The following is a 20,188-nucleotide window of genomic DNA, read 5'->3' as shown; positions in this document are numbered from 1 at the left end:
TTGCACTCCGGAATCAAGACTCGAAAATATCAACCAAACCATCCAGTTCTTCCAAGGAAAGCTCATGATCGCCGAGATCACTTGGGGTCAGCTCAGGTCCTTGTTTATTCACGCAGTGCTCCATAATTTCCAGCAGGCGCTTCTTGAAGCTATTTTGCAGTTGTGTAATCGTGGTCTGATTGTACTCCTGGATATTGTAGGAAAAACGAACGCTTAGTTTACCGCCTTGAATCATAGCGGTGACGTCGAGTGTAAACAACCGCTCCGCATCCGGACTCATCGGCTCTCCCATATCATAAGGCGACACTGTAAACCATTTTGTCGTTACGTCCGAGTCGAACTGGCCCAAATAGTTGAAACCAATCTCAGGCTTTGGCGTCAGGTTCAAACGCAGCTCTTCCGGAGACATGAATCTCAGCAGATCGAATCCGATACCCTTGTTCGGTATACGCCTTACGTGCTCTTTGATTCGCTTAATATGGGAGCCCGTATCGTTCGATCCCTTCAAGTCAAGCACAATCGGGAATTGAGCTGTGAACCAACCGACCGTTCTCGATACGTTGACATTACCCTCCAAATCTTCCCTGCCGTGCCCTTCCATATTGACAATCACACTGTCCTGCTTCGTCCAGTCCTGAACGCTTAAGCCTAAAGCCGTCAACAAAATGTCCGGAATGTCAGTATGATAAGCTTGATGAACCTGCTTCAATAACCGTTCGGTCTCTTCCTCATTCAATTCAAAGGCGGTGCTTCGCGTATGAATGAGTTTCATTTCTTCCGCTTTTTTATCTTTCGGCAGCGCAGCCCAGGACAAGTCGTTGATATGCTGCCAGTAATTCTTTTCCTTTACCACTTCTTTACCTGCGGCATAGGCTTTTAGCTGTTCCGTCCAAACTTGATAGGAATCCGTTTTATCCTGAAATAGGATGTCCTCATCGTTCATCGCTTGTTCATACCCTATAGCAAAATCCTCCAGAATAATACGCCAGGAAACGCCATCGACCACGAGGTGGTGCGCGACGATTAGCAGATGGTCACAGCTTATCGTTCTGAACAACGCCAGCTTGATCAAAGGCCCCTCGTTCAAATCAAAGCTTGACTGCAGGCGGCTCGCCTCTTCGGTAATAACCGAAGACTCATCAGCATGGTTCCTTACATCGATCACGTTCAGGTGTACCAAGGGTTCCACCAAACCGCGGATCTGTGCAACGACTCTATCGTTATCTACCCGGAAAACGGTTCTTAGCGCATCATGATGCTGGATAATTTTAGTGAATACTTTGCGGACAACTGACTCCTTAAATCCATGATTACCCTGCAGCATAATCGATTGATTCCAATGATGCATGTCGGTGAATCTCTGGGCGAAGAACCATCGTTGGATGGGAGACAGCTCCAATTCCCCGACAACCATTTCTTGGCTGCTCTTACGGCCTAATGTTTGTACGTAGGAACTAACTTTTTCAATAACGGGATTTTGGAACAAATCCTTCATTTCCAGCATCAAATCATGTTTATACAAACGCGTTGATACCTGAATTGCTTTGATCGAGTCGCCGCCTATCTCAAAGAAATTATTCTTAATGCCGATTGGATGAACGCCCAGCACTTCTTCCCATACTTCCGCAAGCAGACGTTCCAGATCATTTCTAGGCGGTTCATATTCCGTGCCTGTGATGGCTGTGCCCAATTCAGGTTCGGGAAGCACTTTGCGATCAATTTTACCGTTAGGCGTCAGCGGCATTTTTTTTAATTGAATAAAAAACGATGGCACCATGTAATCGGGCAGTGATTCGACTACATGCTCTCTCAGGTTCGATATGGGAGCACTGGATCTGCCTGTGAAATAAGCGCACAAGTAATGGTGTCCATGATGGTCTTCAAGGGCGATGACGATCGCTTCTTGAATCAGGTCGTGATCCAGCATGACAGATTCAATTTCCGATAATTCAATCCGGTATCCTCTGATTTTTACCTGATGGTCGATTCGTCCCAAATACTCGATATTTCCATCAGGCAGCCAGCGAGCAAGGTCGCCGGTATGATAGATATGTTCACTTGGAGCAAACGGATTGTCTGTGAACTTCTCATCCGTCAGTTCCGGCTTATTCACGTATCCTCTGGCCAATCCGACACCGCCTATGCACAATTCGCCAGGTACCCCGATCGGCTGCAGCAGGTTATCTGCGCTCATGATGTACACCTGCGTATTGGGAATCGGGTAACCGATCGGAACTACACCCGTATGCAGGTCTGAATGATTGGCGTTCCAAATGGTCGCACAGATCGTTGTTTCGGTCGGACCGTACGCGTTAATATACTGCACTTTCCCTTCCCACCTGCGGATCAATTCGAATGAGGTGGCGGAGCCGGCAGTGATCACCTTCTTCAGAGAGCTCATCCGCTGCGGATTCAGGTGCGTCATGTAAGTCGGCGGCAAGGTAAGAATGGAGATCCGGTGTTCACTTATATAATCTTCAAACCTAGTGTAATTACCGATGATATCCTTGGACAACACATAGAGCGAAGCTCCCGTCAGCAGCGCCATAAACATTTCCCAAACCGAAGCGTCAAAAGAACTGCTGGCGAATTGTCCTATCCGGTCATCGGCCGTCACACCCAATTGATTCTCAAAAAATGCCTGTAAATTAGCAATACCTGCATGCTCGAGCATAATCCCTTTCGGTTTGCCTGTTGTCCCCGACGTATAGATGATGTAGGCCAAATCGTAGGATATACTTGCTGAGCCCAAGTTGGTGTCCAATTTGAAAGTCAGATCCGTTTCCTCAAGCGCTACAACTTCGCCGGCAAATCCTACTGGACATTCCGCCTTCTGCGTAACAATTAATGACGCTGCGCTATCTTCAAGCATGTATCGAATCCGATCCGCCGGATAATCGATGTCGATCGGCAGATACGCGCCACCGGCTTTAAGAATGGCCAGTATGGTGACGATCATATCCGCGGAACGCTCCATCATGACGCCAACAATGCAGTCTGCGGCGACGCCCTTCTCGCGTAATACCCTCGCTAAGCGGTTTGCCTTGGCATTCAACTGACAGTAAGTCATCCGCTCGTTTTCCCAGACGACAGCCACATGATCCGGTGTCTTTTCCACCTGCCGCTCGACTAGCTCCTGAATCGTGCAGTTCTGCGGGTAATCGGCTTTCGTTTGGTTGAAATCTACGACAATTTGCTTCTTTTCCTCCAAAGAAAGCATGTCAATTTGCGCTAACTGCGCATCAGGCTGATCGGCAATTTCCTGTAAAACACGAACGAAATGCCCTCCTAATCGCTCCATTGTTTCCTGTTTGAACAGCGCCGTGCAGTACTCGATCGTCAATTCCAATCCGTCTTGATCTTCCATGGCAAGCATGGTCAGGTCGAACTTCGATGTCGTATGCGGAACCTCAACCGGAACAAATGTTAATGGCTTGATGCCGATCGATTGGTTCCCGATATTTTGCATAATAAACATCGTATCAAACAGTGGATTGCGGCTTAAATCACGCTGCATCTCCAGCTTTTCCACCAGTGTTTCGAAAGGATAATCTTGATTCTCAAAAGCCATAAGCGCCTGTTCTTTGACTTCGGCCAAAAACTGTCTAAACGACTTGGAACTTTCAGGCCGGTTCCTCATGGCAAGCGTATTGACGAACATCCCAATGACATGTTCCAAATCAGCATGCGATCTGCCGGCAATTGGCGTTCCGACCACAATATCCGTTTGATTAGTGTATTTCGACAGCAATACATTGTAAGCAGCAAGCAGTACCATATAGAGTGTCGTGCCGCTCATCGCCGCCAGCTGATGAAGCTGTCTTAGCAAAGATTTATCCGCTCTGAACGTTACACTGTGTCCCGCGAAGCTGCGCATGGACGGTCTTCCATAATCCATGGGCAGATCAAGCAGCGGAATTTCACCTTCAAACATCGTTAGCCAGTAGGATTCCTGCGCTTTGATCGTTTCCGACTGGAACAAACGGTTTTGCCATGCCGAGAAATCCTTGTATTGAATTCGGAGCTGCCGCAGTGGTTTCATTTGATACAACTGTACGAATTCTTGAATGAAAATACCCATCGACACCCCGTCGGAAATAAGATGGTGCATATCGAACAACAGCAAGTGGCGTTCTTCCTCCAGCTTCACCAGTCCGACTCTGAAGAGAGGCGCGGTCTTCAAGTCAAAAGGCCGGACAAAGCGCTCGATAATCTCATCTATCGTCGGAAGCGAATCTGTCGCATACTCGATGTAATCCACTTGTATCTCGAGATTAGGATGTACCCTCTGGGTCGGTTCTCCGTCGACCGTATCAAACGAAGTGCGCAGCGTTTCATGGCGGTCTACTAAGCTTTGGAAAGCTCCTTCAAACTGCTGGATATCGAGCTTGCCTTCGATCGTCATGGCACCTGGCATGTTATAGGTGGTGCTTCCGCTATCCAGTAAATTCAAGATGAACAATCGCTTCTGCGCAGACGAAAGCGCGTAATACGGCTGCTCCGCCGCCAATTGAATCGACTCGTACCGAGAGAGTCCTGCTCCTTGTAAGTAAGCTGCAAGCTCCTTGACAGAAGCCGTCTCAAAGACAGCTCTCAACGGAACTTCGACCTGAAATTCTTTGTACATTTGAGAGACTAGCGTCATGGCGCTGAGCGAATGGCCTCCAAGGTCAAAGAAGTTATCTAGCAACCCGATTTGTCCGATTTCCAGCAAATCCTGCAGCAAACCAATCAATTTGGCTTCTGCTGCACTAGAAGGAGCAACATATTCTTTTTTGACCATAAGATCCGTATCCGGCTCCGGCAAAGCATGCTTATCTACTTTCCCGTTCGGGGTAAGCGGCATGACTAACAGCTGCATGAAGTACGACGGAACCATATAGGCTGGCAGTTTTTTCCCTAAGTGCGCCTTTAAATCATCAAGTGTAAACACATCATCTGCGGTAATATAAGCGCATAGATACGTATGTCCGCGATGGTCGTCCTTCGCTAACACAACCGTTTCGTTAATGAGCGGATGCTGCAGGATGACGGATTCGATCTCGCCGAGCTCGATGCGGTAACCCCTCACCTTCACCTGTTCGTCCAGACGACCGATGAATTCGATCGTCCCGTCAGGCAATCTGCGGGCAAGATCTCCTGTCTTGTACATCCGTTCATTCCCGTTATCCTCGGCTGCAAACGGGTTCCGCACAAACTTCTCGGCAGTCAGACCCTCGCGGTTTAAGTACCCGCGTGCCAAACCGTTACCGGCAATGCACAACTCGCCAATGACTCCGATAGGCTGCAGACCGCCCTCTCCACTCACAATATAGATTTGCGTACCCATAATCGGTCGCCCAATCGTAATCTCTTTGTTTGGCTCCAGGCCTCTTTCGTACGTTGCTACAACACTGTTCTCCGTTGGTCCATATTCATTCACCAACTCGATGTGCGGGTGAAGCTGCATGCTGCGAGAGACCACGTTATCGGTCACTTTCTCCCCGGCCAACGTTACGATACGAAGCGAGCTTGATTCTTCTTCGCTCATGCACTCGAGCAGCGCTGCATACAAGCTTGGTACACTGATGAAATGCGTGACTAGATGCGCAGCGATTTGCTTTTTCATGAGCAGCGGATCCTTCGCTTCCTCTTCCTGCGCCAGGATGACCGTTGCTCCGGCAATAATCGGCGTGAAGAAGCTGGTCACGAAGCCGTCAAAGGCGAAGGAGAACAACTGCAGCACCGAATCGTTTGTATCCAGCGCGTATTCGACTTTTCTCCACAGCAGATTACTGACAATGCTGGCGTGTTCGATCATGACGCCTTTAGGCATTCCTGTCGTTCCAGATGTGTAAATGATATATACCAGATCAGTGGGATCATTAACCTTCGGCAGATTCGATCCGTCAGCGTTATAATGGCGCTCGTCATGGAGATCGAGCCATTTTCCGTCGAAGGCAGTATGAACATCTTCACTCATGCTTGCGACCAGATGCGACTGACTCAGGACGAGTTTGATGTTACTGTCCTTCAACATGTAGCGAATCCGTTCCACTGGATACTGCGGGTCGATCGGCACATAGGCCCCGCCCGCTTTCAGAATCGCCAGGATACCAACAACCAGTTCTAATGAACGATCCGCCATAATGCCTACACACGACTCAGAAATGACGCCTTGATCGCGGAGTGTCCTCGCCAAACGATTAGCTGCGGAATTTAGCTCCGCATAGGTCAATTGCACACCTGCACAGACGACTGCTGGCTGATCTGGCGTCCTCTCCGCCTGCTCCTCGAACAGCCCGTGCAGTGTCTTGCCTGTAGGCAGATCTGTCTTTGTTTCATTAAATGTAACAAGCAATTGGTGCTGTTCCGCTTCGTTCAACACCGTCATGTCAGCCAGACAGATATCCGCGTTATTAACCGCAGACTGTAACAATTGAACGAAATGTCGTCCGATCCGTTCCACCGTTGCTTTCTTAAACAATTTGACGCCGTAATCAATAAACAATTCTAATTCGCCATTTACTTCTCTGGCTTCAAATGTCAGGTCAAATTTGGCAATGCCGTCATGCATAGCTGATGCAACCAATTTCAAGTCATCGCTTGAGCTAACCGATTGTGAGTGCGTCTCGATGTTCTGCAGGATAAACATCGTATCGAACAACGGGTTACGGCTTAGATCCCGAGCCACGCCAATGTGTTCCACCAGCCGCTCAAACGGGTAATCCTGATTCGTATAGGCTTCCAGCGCACGATGCTTCACATCGGCTATTAACTCACGGAAGGTTTTTTCCGCATTGACACGATTCCGCATAGCCAGCGTATTAACGAACATCCCGAGCACGCCCTCTGTGTCCGGATGCGATCTCCCCGCAATTGGGGTTCCGACTACGAACTCTTGTTGCCCAGTGTATTTGGCTAAAAGCACGTTGTATGCGGCTAGGAGCACCATAAAAAGAGTACTGTCCGTTTGCGCAGCAAGCTGGCCAAGCTGCTTGCAGAGCTCACTTCCGACGACGATATAAACACGATCGCCTTCAAAACTTTGCACGGCAGGTCTAACAAAATCAGCCGGCAGATTGAGCACCGGAATTTCGCCGGCAAATGCGTCTAACCAATAGGTCTCTTGCTTTTTAAAATGATCCGTTTCGAACCAGGCATTTTGCCATACGGCAAAGTCTTTATATTGAATCCCTGGATCAGAAAGGCGCTCACCCTTGTATAACCGCATCCATTCATCCATCATAATGCCCATGGATACACCGTCTGAGATGATATGATGCATATCAACAAGGAATAAGTGCCGCCCATCGGCAAGTTTGGCCAGACCTGCTCTAAGGAGCGGAGCTCTGTTTAATTTAAATGGACGCACAAACCCTTTTGCGAACTCTGCAAGTTCGGATTCATTGGCGTTGATGGTTTCAACGATAGTTTCGACCGAGAATTCAATGTCCGTATGAATTTGCTGCACCGGCTCGCCGTGAATCGTTTCAAAGGAAGTTCGCAGTATCTCATGTCTGGCAATAAGCTCCTTCAAAGCTGCTTCCAGTCTAGTCACATCTAACTCGCCATCAAGAATGAAAGCCTCTGGCATGTTATATCCGGTACCTGCGCCTTCAAACTCACTGAGAATGTACATCCGTTTTTGTGCTGAGGATACAGGATAAAAGTCCTGTTCATCCATCACCCGCCCAATGGATACATAGGCCTCTTTTACGGCCGTTTGGATATACACAGCGATCGCTTCGACGATCGGTGTATCAAACAATACCTTTAAAGGGACTTCCACTTGGTAAGCCTTGTGCATCGCGGAAATAAGCGACATCGCCTTTAGTGAATGGCCACCTAGTGCAAAGAAATCGTCCATCACCCCGACCTGGCCGCAGCCGAGCACCTCCTGCCAAATTTGCGCAAGTCCCGCTTCCAATTCTGTTCTCGGCGCCACGTAGGCCGTGCCCGAGTCCAGCCCGCCTTCCGGCTTCGGCAGCGCTTTGCGGTCGATTTTGCCGTTGGCTGTAAGCGGAATTTTGTCCAGTTTCACAAAATGCGACGGGATCATGTACGCCGGCAAATCGCTGCCGATATGCGCCCTTAACTCGGATACGGTTACTTCACCGTCTGAGATGAAGTAGGCGCACAGGAACTTTTGCCCCTGTTCGTCATCCTGCGCCAGCACCGTCGATTCCTTGATCCGTTCGTGCCTCAGCATCTGTGTTTCGATCTCGCCGAGCTCTATGCGATGCCCTCGGATCTTCACCTGATGGTCGATTCGTCCGTAGTATTCCATCTCGCCGTTCGGCAGCAGACGCGCAAGGTCACCGGTTCGATACAACCGTTCCTCCGGTTTGTAAGGATTCGCAACGAATCGCTCTGCTGTCAGCTCCTCGCGGTTCAAATATCCGCGGGCGACGCCGTCTCCACCCACATACAGCTCGCCGACAACGCCGATCGGCACCAGCCTGCGCTGCGCGTCGAAGATGTAGCTCGTCAGCGTCGGAATCGGACGACCAATGTTGCTTAGATTCGTTTCGATTTCGCGATCCGTTATTTCTTTATAAGTAACGTGAACTGTCGTTTCTGTAATTCCGTACATATTGATCAGCTGCGTATCCGGATACTTCATCTTCCACGGGCTCAGCATGACCGGATTCAATGCTTCCCCACCGAAGATGACGCAGCGGACGGCTAGCCCCTTGCCCGTTTGCTGCAATTCCTCTTGGATCAGCGTGTAGAACGCGGTTGGCGTTTGATTCAGTATCGTCACTTGCTCCTGCCGCAGCAGCTGGGCGAATGCTTTCGGGTTTTGTGCGGTCGTCTTTGGCACAACCACACACCTGCCGCCATACAGCAGCGCCCCGTACATTTCCCACACCGAGAAATCAAAGCAGAAGGAGTGGAATACCGTCCACACGTCACGTTCATTAAAATCGAACTGCAATTGATCATGAACGAGCAAACGCACGACATTCTGATGCTCGATCATAACGCCCTTCGGCTTGCCGGTCGTACCGGATGTATAGATAATATAGGCCATATCATGCGGTCCATTCACCGGTTCCAAATCTGCAGAATCCCAGGCATACAGCTCTACATCGCTCATGTCCAGCATGACTCCGTCATAAGGCACCTTGCCAGCCAAATGCGGCTGCGTCAGCAGGACACGCGCCCCGCTGTCCATTAGCATGAACTGCGTACGATCCTGCGGATAGTCCGGATCGAGCGGTACATAAGCGCCGCCGGCTTTGAGCGTCGCAAGGATGCCGACGATCATATCGAGTGAGCGTTCGACAAGCAGGCCGACCCTAACATCAGGCCCCACTCCGTGGCTGCGAAGTACGCAAGCCAAACTATTTGCGCGTTCATTCAGCTGGCGGTACGTCAGCTGTTCCTCGCCACAAGATGCAGCGATGCGCTCCGGCGTTCTTTGCACCTGCTCCTCGAACAGACCGTGAATCGTTTGATCCTGCGGGAACGCCGCCCCTGTCTGGTTGAATTCATCCAGCAATTGCGTTTTTTCCACATCAGAGAGCATGTCGATATCGCCTAATTGGATATCTGAATTCGCTGATACGGCTTGAAGAATTTGCAGAAAATGCTGTGCCAGCCTTTCTGCAGTCGCACGATGGAATAAGGCTGTGCCATATTCGAGATGGAACGCGATCCCATCTTCCCCTTCAGCAGCTTCGAGCGACAGATCGAATTTCGCTACGTTTCTGTCTAAACTGTAAGGTGAGAATGTCAGATCGGCGATTCGAATATCTTCATCTCCCGTATTTTGAAGCACGAACAAGACATCAAACAGCGGATTGCGGCTTAAGTCGCGTCGAACGTTCAGCTTATCAACCAACTCTTCGAAAGGATAATCTTGATTTTCAAAGGACCTCAGAGATGTTTCCTTTACCTCCGTCAAAAATTGTTTGAACGATTTACCAGCCTCCGGATGGTTTCTAATTGCCAGCGTGTTGACGAACATTCCGATTGTGCGTTCCACATCTGCATGCGGCCTTCCGGCGATTGGCGAACCGATGATGATATCCTCTTGACCGGAATATTTGGCCATGAGCACGTTGTAGGCTGCGAGCAGTACCATGTACAGCGTCGTACCGGATTCCGCCGCTAGTTTGTGCAGTTCCTGCATTAGCACCTTGCCGGAATCAAATATGACGCGATCGCCATCAAAGCTTTGTACGGGCGGTCTTACATAGTCGGTCGGCCAATCAAGCACTGGAATTTCACCGGCAAAAGCGTCGAGCCAGTATGCTTCTTGGCGCTTCAAATCCTCACTTTGCAGCCGTTCGTTCTGCCATACGGCAAAATCTTTGTATTGTATGCGGAGCTCAGGCAAACTTGCCCTCTCATACAGAGCGGTAATTTCACGAATGAGCACCGAAACGGAAATTCCATCCGAGATGATGTGATGCATATCGCACAGCAGCACATGGCGTTCCGCAGCCAATCGTACAAGACCGACCCGCAAGAGCGGCGCCTGACTTAAATTGAACGGCTTGATGAAATCGCGAACCATTGCAGCTACGTTCTCTTCATTCGCTTCCATAACTTCAACGTCGAATGATACATGTGCATGCACCTTTTGTACCGGCACGCCATCCACCGTATGCAGCGAAGTGCGAAGCGCTTCGTGGCGCAGAATCAGTCCCCGGAATGCTTCTGTGAACCGTTCAAGGTCCAGCTTTCCTTCAACCAGCATCACATCCGCCATATTATAGCTTGTGCCTGTTTCATCCAGTTGATGGATGACGTACATCCGCTTCTGTGCTGATGATACGGGATAGAAATCCTGCTCTGGCACAGGCGCAATTGCTGAATAGCTCTTCTCATCCAAATCGATCATGTAAGCTGAGACAGCAGCAATCGTCGGATTCTGGAACAAAGTACGCAGCGGTATTTCTACACCGCAAGCTCTGTGCATTTGCGAGATGAGCATCATCGCTTTCAGTGAGTGACCCCCGAGCTGGAAGAAATCGTCATAAATGCCGATTTGGTCGATACCAAGCACCTCTTGCCATACAGAAGCAAGCTTCGCTTCCATGACATTCGTCGGTGCAGCAAAAGTGGTTCCTAATTGAACGCTGCCTTCGAGTGCCGCCAGTGCTTTGCGGTCCAGTTTACCGTTTGGCGTAAGCGGCATTTTATCCAGCTGCACGAAATGGGACGGGACCATGTAAGCTGGCTGCTGGCCTGTCAAGTGTTCGCGAAGCTCCGGAATCGTCAGCGTTCCGTCCGCAACGAGATAGGCGCACAAATATTTTTGCTGCGCTTGGTCATCTTTGGCGATAACAACGGCTTCCTTGACGCTTTCATGCTTCAGCAGGCCCGCTTCGATTTCTCCGAGCTCGATGCGGTATCCTCTAATTTTCACCTGATGGTCGCCCCTGCCAAGGAATTGCATGTTGCCGTCCGGCATCCATCTGGCCATATCCCCTGTGCGATACATGCGTTCACCGGATTCAAACGGATTATCAACAAACTTGTCTGCAGTCAACTCAGGCTGATTGTAATAACCCCGGGCAACCCCGATTCCGCCGATACACAGCTCGCCAATGACACCAACCGGCTGCAGACTCAGTTGCGGGTCAAGCACATAAAACTTCATATTCGGCAGCGGCTTCCCAATCGGCACATTGCCGAAATACGGCAGTGATGCATCGGTGTGTTCGTAGAAGCTGGAATCGATACAAGCTTCCGTCACACCGTAGCTGTTCACAATCCGCATCATATGACCGAATCGTGCTTGCAGATTGGTAAAATCTTCAGCAGAGCAGCTGTCCGATCCCAAAATAAGCAATTTCAGCTGACTCATGTCCAAGCCGTGATCGTAAATATATTGCATCAACGGTACGATCAGCGCCGGCGTCGATTCAAAAATATTGATTTCATAGTTCTTAATCAGCGAGTATATCGAAGCTGGATCGAGCTTTACATCATTTGGACAAATGATCAGCTTACCGCCGTTCAGCAGCGCTCGCGCCATGTCCCCGGCAAATACGTCGAATGCAAAGCTCGCCATCTGCAGCAGGCTAACCTGGAACGTATCCAGTTTGTATGCCTCTCTCCAGGCGAAAGCAACATTCGTGTAGCTGCCGTGTTCGATCATTACGCCTTTTGGTTTCCCAGTCGTTCCCGAAGTATAGATGATATAGGCCAGTTGATTCTCTCTGTTAACAATTCCGAGATTGGTTGAAGCCTCGGAGTACAAGCCATTATCCTCAAAACATACAATTTCTTTATCAAAAGATACCCGGCGTGCAATCGCGCGCTGAGACAATAATAGTTCCGCACGGCTGTCTGCCAGCATGTATCCAATCCGTTCATCCGGATACTCGGGATCAATCGGCAAATACGTAGCTCCCGCTTTCCAAACAGCGAGCACGCCGATGATCATGTCAATCGAACGATCAACCATAATCCCTACGACGCTTTCCGATTGAATTCCTTTGGTAAGGAGCTTCCGCGCAAGCTGATTCGCCATGCTGTTAAGCGTCCTGTAGGTAAGCAGCTCCTCTTCACAAACTACCGCTACATGATTAGGTGTTTTCTTCGCTTGTTCTTCAAAAAGCTCTGTGAACGTTTTGCCGGATGGATACGCCCGCTCCGTCTCATTGAACCCTTTCAAGAGCAGCCGGTTTTCATCCCCCGTTACCATTGTAATATCAGCTAGTGTGATATCCGGACATTCCGTAACAGACTTCAAAATTTCGATATAATGCCCAGCCAGACGTTCCATCGTCGACTTTGCAAACAGCTTCGTACAATACTCCAGTTGGAATACAAGTTCCAGTTCCTTCTCCGTTGCTTCCAGTGACAGATCGAATTTAGCGATACGGTTATCCAAAATGTAGGTTACGAAGGTTAATGAGTCGCCCATCTCCAGCATCATCAGGTCTTTCATCTGAAGGCTGAACATCGTATCGAACAAAGGGTTCCTGCTCATATCTCGTGCTACATCCAGCTTTTCCACCAACATCTCAAACGGGTAATCCTGATGTTCAAAAGCGTGCAATGCGTTTTGCTTCACATCTTCCAAGAAATTGCGGAAGCTTAAGGCCGGGATCGGCCGGTTGCGGAGAGCAATCGTATTAACGAACATTCCGATCGTATGCTCCACATCAGGGTGAGGTCTGCCTGCCACCGGTGTGCCCACAACGATATCGTCTTGACTTCCATATTTAGCGAGAAGCACGTTGTACGCCGCAAGCAGCAGCATGTACATTGTCGTGCCCGTTTCTGCGGCAAGACGGTTTAGCCGCGTCATCAATTGATGACCCGTACCAAATATGATGCTGTCACCTTCAAAGCTTTGAACAGACGGTCGCGGAAAATCGGCTGGCATATTAAGTACAGGAATATCACCAGCAAAAGCTTCCAGCCAATAGGCTTCCTTCTTTTTCATTGCGCCTGACTGGAAAAATTCGTTCTGCCAAACCGCGAAGTCCCTATATGGCACCGGCGCCGCAGCAGGCTCTAAGCCACGGTATAAGTCCGCCAATTCACGAATGAGAATCTCGATCGACAATGCATCGGAAATGATGTGATGCATATCAAACAAGAAAAGGTGGCGATTTTCACCGATCTTTGCAAGTCCTATTCGGATTAGCGGGGCTTGATCCAGTTTAAATGGCTGGACAAACTTGGATACGAGAAAATCAATAGAATCATCAGACCTTTGTAAATCATGTTGAATGGTAAAATTGATGTGGTTGTGTACTTTTTGTACAGGGTGTCCATCGATGGTGTGAAAGGAAGTGCGAAGCATGTCGTGACGAACAGCCAATCGGTTAAAGGCAACTTCCAATTGTCTTGGATCCAAAGGTCCTTCGACGGTAAAAACGCCAGGCATATTATAAGTCGTTCCCGTGCCTTCGAATTGGTTCAACACATAAAGTCGCTTCTGAGATGAGGATAGGGGGTAATATTCTTGTTGTCCCGCAGGTAAAATTGTGGTGTATGTACCTTTGCTAGCTTGATCGATATATGGTGAAATTGCAGTAATCGTCGGCGTCTCAAACAAAACGCGAAGCGGCAGCTCTACATGAAATAACTGATGAATGCGCGAAATGATCTGCATGGCTTTTAAGGAATGGCCGCCCAGCTCAAAAAAATTGTCCTGCACGCCGATTCGTTCCTGCTCCAATATTTCTTGCCAGATAGTAACAAGCTTTTCTTCCGTATCGCTGCTTGGCGGCATATATTCACGGCCAGTTACAGCGAGCCCTGCAGGCTTAGGCAGCGCTTTGCGATCTATCTTTCCGTTCCCAGTGATTAGCATTCTATCCAAATGTACAAAATGGGAAGGGACCATATACGCTGGAAGCTCCAGCGCTAGGTGCATGCGCAGTTCAGAAACCGTCAGCTCCATCTCGCTAATCAGATACGCGCACAAATATTTTTGCGCCTGCGCATCGTCGAGTGCGATAACGGTAACCTCATGAATCATGGGGTGCTCAAGCAATCTCGTTTCGATTTCGCCCAATTCGATGCGGTGTCCGCGGATTTTCACCTGATTGTCGATCCGGCCCAAATACGCCATTTCTCCGTTCGGGAGCATTTTCGCCAAATCGCCCGTTTTATATAATCGTTCCCCGGGCTTATACAGGTTCATGATGAAACGCTCCTGCGTCAGTTCATCACGGTTCAAATAGCCTCGGGCTACACCCGCTCCGCCGACATACATTTCGCCCGTAACACCCATGGGTACTAATTTCCTGTTTTGGTCAAAAATATAACAGGTCAACGTCGGAATTGGCGAACCGATATTACTTACATTCGTATCGATTTCCTGTTCGCCAATCTCTTTGAACGTAACATGCACCGTTGTTTCTGTAATGCCGTACATATTAATCAGCTTCGTCTCAGGATACTTGTTCCGCCATGGTTTTAGCATACTCGGGTTAAGCGCCTCACCGCCAAATATGACGTAACGGATTGCCAGCAAGCTGTCTTCCTGCAGCAGCTCTTCATTGATCAACGAATAAAATGCTGTAGGCGTCTGATTTAGCACAGTTACTTTTTCATCTCGGAGCAGCTGAGTAAATTCCTTCGGATTTTGCGCAATAATCCTCGGAATCACCACACATTTACCCCCGTACAAGAGGGCGCCATACATCTCCCATACCGAAAAATCAAAGCTAAACGAATGGAACGTGGTCCATACGTCATTCTCGCTAAAGTCAAACTGCAGCTTGTCGTTAAACAGCAGACGGACCACGTTACGATGTTCGATCATTACACCCTTTGGCTTTCCAGTCGTACCGGAGGTGTAAATGATATAAGCCATGTCGGATGGCTGATTTACGATCGACAAATTGGAACTATCAACAGAGGAAAGCAGCTCCGTATCGATGATCAAAACAGTCCCCGCGAAAGTCATTCTTTCCTGCCACTGCACTTCAGTCAGTAATACCAGTGCCCCACAGTCCTCAAGCATAAACTGGATTCGCTCTTCCGGATAATCAGGATCCAGAGGCACATACGCTCCACCCGCTTTAAGTATCGCGATAATGCCTACGATCATTTCCACAGAACGATCCACCATAAGACCAACCCGATCGTCAGGCTTCACACCCCGATCGCGAAGCATTCTCGCCAAACGGTTGGCACGTTCGTTCAGCTCCCGATATGTAAGACTTTCGGTACCGAACACGACCGCAATGCGATCCGGCACCCTTTCCGCCTGTTCTTCAAACATCCCATGTATGGTTTGATCCATTGGATAATTAGCTTCAACACCAGATAAAACATGCAGCAGCTGGTTTTTTTGCTGCTCATTGCAAAGCTCCAGCTCAAGCAATGGTTTGCCCGGATTGTCTAATACATCCTTTAGAAGCACAAGCATGTGCTCAAACATGGAGAAGATTTCTTCACTCGTAAATAAGCCTGTACGATAATCGATGTCCAGCTGCAGCTGGTCTATATCCATACGATCTTTGATATGTATGATGAAATCGTTGGCTTCGTGCCCATTGCCAAACGGTTCCGTAACGTATTCGATCTGTTCTTTTTTCTGCCATTCCATGACTTGGTATTCCACGAATACACCAAACAGTCTGCTGATATCGATGTGCTTTTCCCGCAATTCGTTGACCAATACGTTATAGGGGTATTTTTGATATCTGAAAATGTTCATCTGCTTTTTGCCGACTTTGCGGATAAACGACAGTGCATCTAGCTCAGGCTCCACCTGCATTCGAAAAGGTGTCGTGCTAACGAACATACCCATCATATTTTTTTCTTTCGCGTTCGTCCGATTGGAGAAATTGGTACCGAGAACAATATCCTCATGAGAGGTGACGCGATAAATATATGTGTACAGCATGGCGACAAACAACGTAAAAACACTGACGTTATGTTCTTTGCAAAATCTCACAATGTCATCACGAAGCGTTTGAGGAATAATGATCGATTCTCTCGCTGCTTCGGTGCTTACACGGTATAAATCGTATGTTTTCAAACTCGTAAATTCCGGGATTGTCTGGAATTCCTCATGCCAAAATTTTTGATCTTTCAGGTAACGGTCCGATGATTCATAGTCCGGCTCATTCCGAACGTAGTCCACGTACGACGGACGATTCTCTTGAACGGTGTCCTCACCCTTCACAAGGCCTACGTAGATATCGATGATTTCGTTAACGACAAGCACCATAGATATCCCGTCTGATATCAGATGATGAATTTTAATATATACCCGACCCTCGTCACCACTAATTTTGAATATAGCGAACTCAAACAAATCAGCATCATGCAGCTGAAAAGGCTGCTTCATCTCTCTTTCGCCCCATTGCCGTACCGCTTCGCTGGCATCATCAAGGCTGCTGTAATCGTAGAATGGTATTTCGAAGGGTACGAATTCAGTCATATATTGACGCGGTTCGCTGCTGTGCTGGTCTACCACACGTAAACGAATCGTATCGTTCAACCTGACGAAGTCGTGAATCGCTTGCGCTAACAGCCCGTAATTCAATCGTGCGTCTTTCAGATTAAACGTACCGCCTAGATTGGAAATACTCGTGCCCGGATAAAATTTCTCCGTATACCAAATTCTTTTTTGCGCATGAGTTAACGGGTGAGTCGGTTGGTTCGACATTGGGTTCCCTCCACCATGTTTAATAGTTCTCTACAGCCAAATTACGTTACCGGTGTGAACGACTTGCTTTTGGGTCGGTTTCGCAGGGACTTTGTGAAAGCTATCGTAAACCGTCTGCATGATGTTTTCTTGTTGGTTGTGCAGAAAAAAATGATCTCCATCAAACATATGTAGAAAAAATTCGTTATTGGTTTGTTCATTCCAAGCTGCCAAGGAAGCAACGCTCACATCATAATCGGCATTCCCGCCGAATGCGGATATCGGACAACGCAGCGGTTGATCCTGGATGTAAGAATACGTCTCACATACTTCAAAGTCGGCCCTCAGCCTCGGCATCAGCAGCTGCATCAATTCGTCATGCTGCAGTACCGACTCTGGCGTGCCATTCATGCGTTTCAATTCCATTTTGAACTCATCATCTGGAAGTTGGTGAAGCTTTTTCTTCGTATAAGGTAGCCCAGGGCCAGAACGTCCTGAAACAAATAGATGAACAGGCTGTTTCCCATATTTTCTATTAATTTGGCGGGCTGTTTCATAAGCAATCAATGCGCCCATACTATGACCGAAAAATACAAAAGGCGTTTGAAGCAACGGCCCAATTTCCACAACAATCGCTTGGACAATTTGCGACAATGAGGTCATTGGGGATTCAAGTCCCCTACTCTCTCTGCCAGGTAACTGAACGGGGCACACCTCAACATCCTTTGGGAAAAAACGGGACCATTCACGAAATACCGAAGCTCCTCCTCCAGCGTATGGAAAGCAAAACAATCGAAGGTTGGCACGGGAATTCACATTTGCATTTAAGAACCATGAATGAAGTTTGGTTGTCATATCTTTACCTCTTCCACTCTAATAAATTGTTTTTATAATAAAAAGAACACTTCTAACCTAGAAAATTGCTATTTCCCCCCTGTCCAGAAACGTACACCTGACCTCTTTAAAGTTAATGCTGAATTATTAGCGTAGTGTTAACTGAATAAGAAATATTTATAAAGAAAATAATGGTAAATATTAAAGTTTATGTGAACGAATTGTTAATTACAGGAAAGTTAACATGGTGAAATATCGGGATGTAACCTGCATTAAACCCCCAATAACAGTAGAGAAAAGCCTATTTGGACCAAACTCTTCTGTTATTTAGATTAAAATTATCTTTATAAAAATAAATTATAATGCATGTAAAAGCCCCATCTTCATAAACAATTAAAATACATAAATAGGAAAATAATGAGATAATTGAATCGGCTGGCCAGCCCATTTGATTACTATTAAGAAATGAGAGGAATGAAATCATGAAGAAATTTGCCACTTCCATCATGCTAGCTTTCATACTGGTCATAAGCTTCGTTATCGCGCCTGCCTCCGCTGCCGTTTCTAACCCGAACTTGAACCGTGTCCCAGGCACATGGTCACCGGGAGTAACCCCAGCCAACTTGAATTCGAAATTGCCTGTCATTTTATTCGTACAAGGACTCGGGGGCAATGCAGGATCTTGGTATGACACCAATGATATGTATCAAACAGCTTACAATAACGGCTATCAGACTGCTTTTATCGAACTGAACGATTCGGCCGGAACTCCCAAAAATATGTGGGACAATGGACAGCTGTTAGCTCAAAAAATTGCAGTCATCTCCCAATACTTTAATAAGAAACTTGTGATCGTCGCACACAGCAAAGGAGGTGTGGATACGCAAGCTGCTCTTGTGCACTACAATGCCTATCCTTACGTTACAAATGTGATTACACTGAGCTCTCCGCATCATGGTTCTGAGTTAGCCGATCTTGCTTATTCAAGCTGGGCGGGGTGGCTAGCCGACCTCATCGGCTACAAAAACGACGCCACTTATTCCATGCAAACCTCCTACATGAACTACTTCCGCTCTGTTACCGATTCGAACCCTAATAGTTCTTACAATAAGTTCTATACATTGGCTGGAAAAGGCTGGGCCGCATCACCTAGCAGCTCTTATTTTGCCGGCGGTCTTTACTTGTCGCTATTCGGAAATAACGACGGCGTTGTTACTGTAAACAGTTCCTATGTGCCTAAGGGCACTATGGTCAAGATCGGAGATTGGGATCATAATACGATCCGCAAAGGATCTACCACGTTTTCTTTATTCAAACCGTTTTTAACAGCTACTAGCACAGCATCGGCAAAAGCTGCTGTTCCTAGCGACCTCGTCACGATTGCAAGTAATAAACCATCTGATGCTTCGCAAGAAAATACTGTTGGGACAGCAAGTAATTTATTAGTACGTGGCGGAGCACACAATGGAACTGCCAGCGAAAGCTTTCTTGTTGAAAACGACGTTAAAAGCATTACCGTTGACTGGATCTCCGATCAGAAAGCAGATCAAGTGGAACTAATTCCCCCTACAGGTGGGCAAACGAGCGTAAAAGTCAAAACTTATCAAGACGAGCAGGTGTTCAAAAACGCTTGGCATCACATTGCCGTGGTGAATAATCCCAAACAGGGAGAATGGACACTTAAGACTCACAGCGTTAATTCAGGCGGCTACCTGATGACAGTCCGATACGACTCAGATTTGGACAAATCCATCCGATTGAAGCTAAACGATGACAAGACAAAGATTCAGGTCGAGCGCGATAAGGCTTCATTGCAAGGAGACAAGCTTAAGGTCCAATATCAAGTTGACTTTACTCCTGAGGGCAGCAACGCCGACAAAAAACAAACAACCAAATTAAAAAATCTCGCAACCATCGATTCGGACAGTAATGTAAATCTATCTGATGTAAGCAGTCCAGGTGTCTACCAAGCTTCATTCGTCGTAAAGGGACAAACAGCAAAGGGTGTACCTTTCGAAAGAACACTGATTCGTTCCATTTACATTGATGAGAAAGGTGACAGACACTAAACCATTCATGAAAAAACGGCTCTTTCGCATCGTTGAACAGTGACCCCTTTCATGGACCCTTAAAAGAATGATCCTAGATTAAGCTGTTAAAAGATGGCTCCGGTATGCGCCGGGAGTCATCTTTTTTATGTCCATTGAGTACGATGGGCTACAGTGATTACCAATGTTGTAGTTTCTGCAACAATTCACATGGCTAAAGGCTATTTTGCTAGTAAAAGTTGTA

Annotated in this window: 3 protein-coding genes; 1 reads left to right on the top strand and 2 read right to left on the bottom strand. The window is 47.8% G+C overall.

What is annotated here, in order from left to right:
* Positions 1–13: 13 nt before the first annotated feature.
* Positions 14–17,083 carry a non-ribosomal peptide synthetase gene (locus GC102_RS26440; protein WP_171692184.1) on the bottom strand — a complete coding sequence of 5,690 codons (17,070 nt, stop codon included), beginning with the start codon at positions 17,081–17,083 and terminating at the stop codon, positions 14–16.
* 30 nt (positions 17,084–17,113) lie between these two features.
* Positions 17,114–17,917 carry a thioesterase II family protein gene (locus tag GC102_RS26435; RefSeq protein ID WP_171692183.1) on the bottom strand — a complete coding sequence of 268 codons (804 nt, stop codon included), beginning with the start codon at positions 17,915–17,917 and terminating at the stop codon, positions 17,114–17,116.
* A gap of 461 nt (positions 17,918–18,378) precedes the next feature.
* Here GC102_RS26435 and GC102_RS26430 point away from each other — a divergent pair, with 461 nt between their 5' ends.
* Complete coding sequence (locus GC102_RS26430) at positions 18,379–19,965, top strand: lipase family alpha/beta hydrolase (protein WP_171692182.1); 1,587 nt, start codon at positions 18,379–18,381, stop codon at positions 19,963–19,965.
* The last annotated feature ends 223 nt before the right edge of the window (positions 19,966–20,188 follow it).

It is taken from the genome of Paenibacillus germinis, assembly GCF_013141785.1.
Classification (GTDB): domain Bacteria; phylum Bacillota; class Bacilli; order Paenibacillales; family NBRC-103111; genus Paenibacillus_E; species Paenibacillus_E phytorum.
The sequence above is the reverse complement of the archived record's forward strand: the minus strand, read 5'-3'. Positions and strand labels throughout refer to the sequence as shown.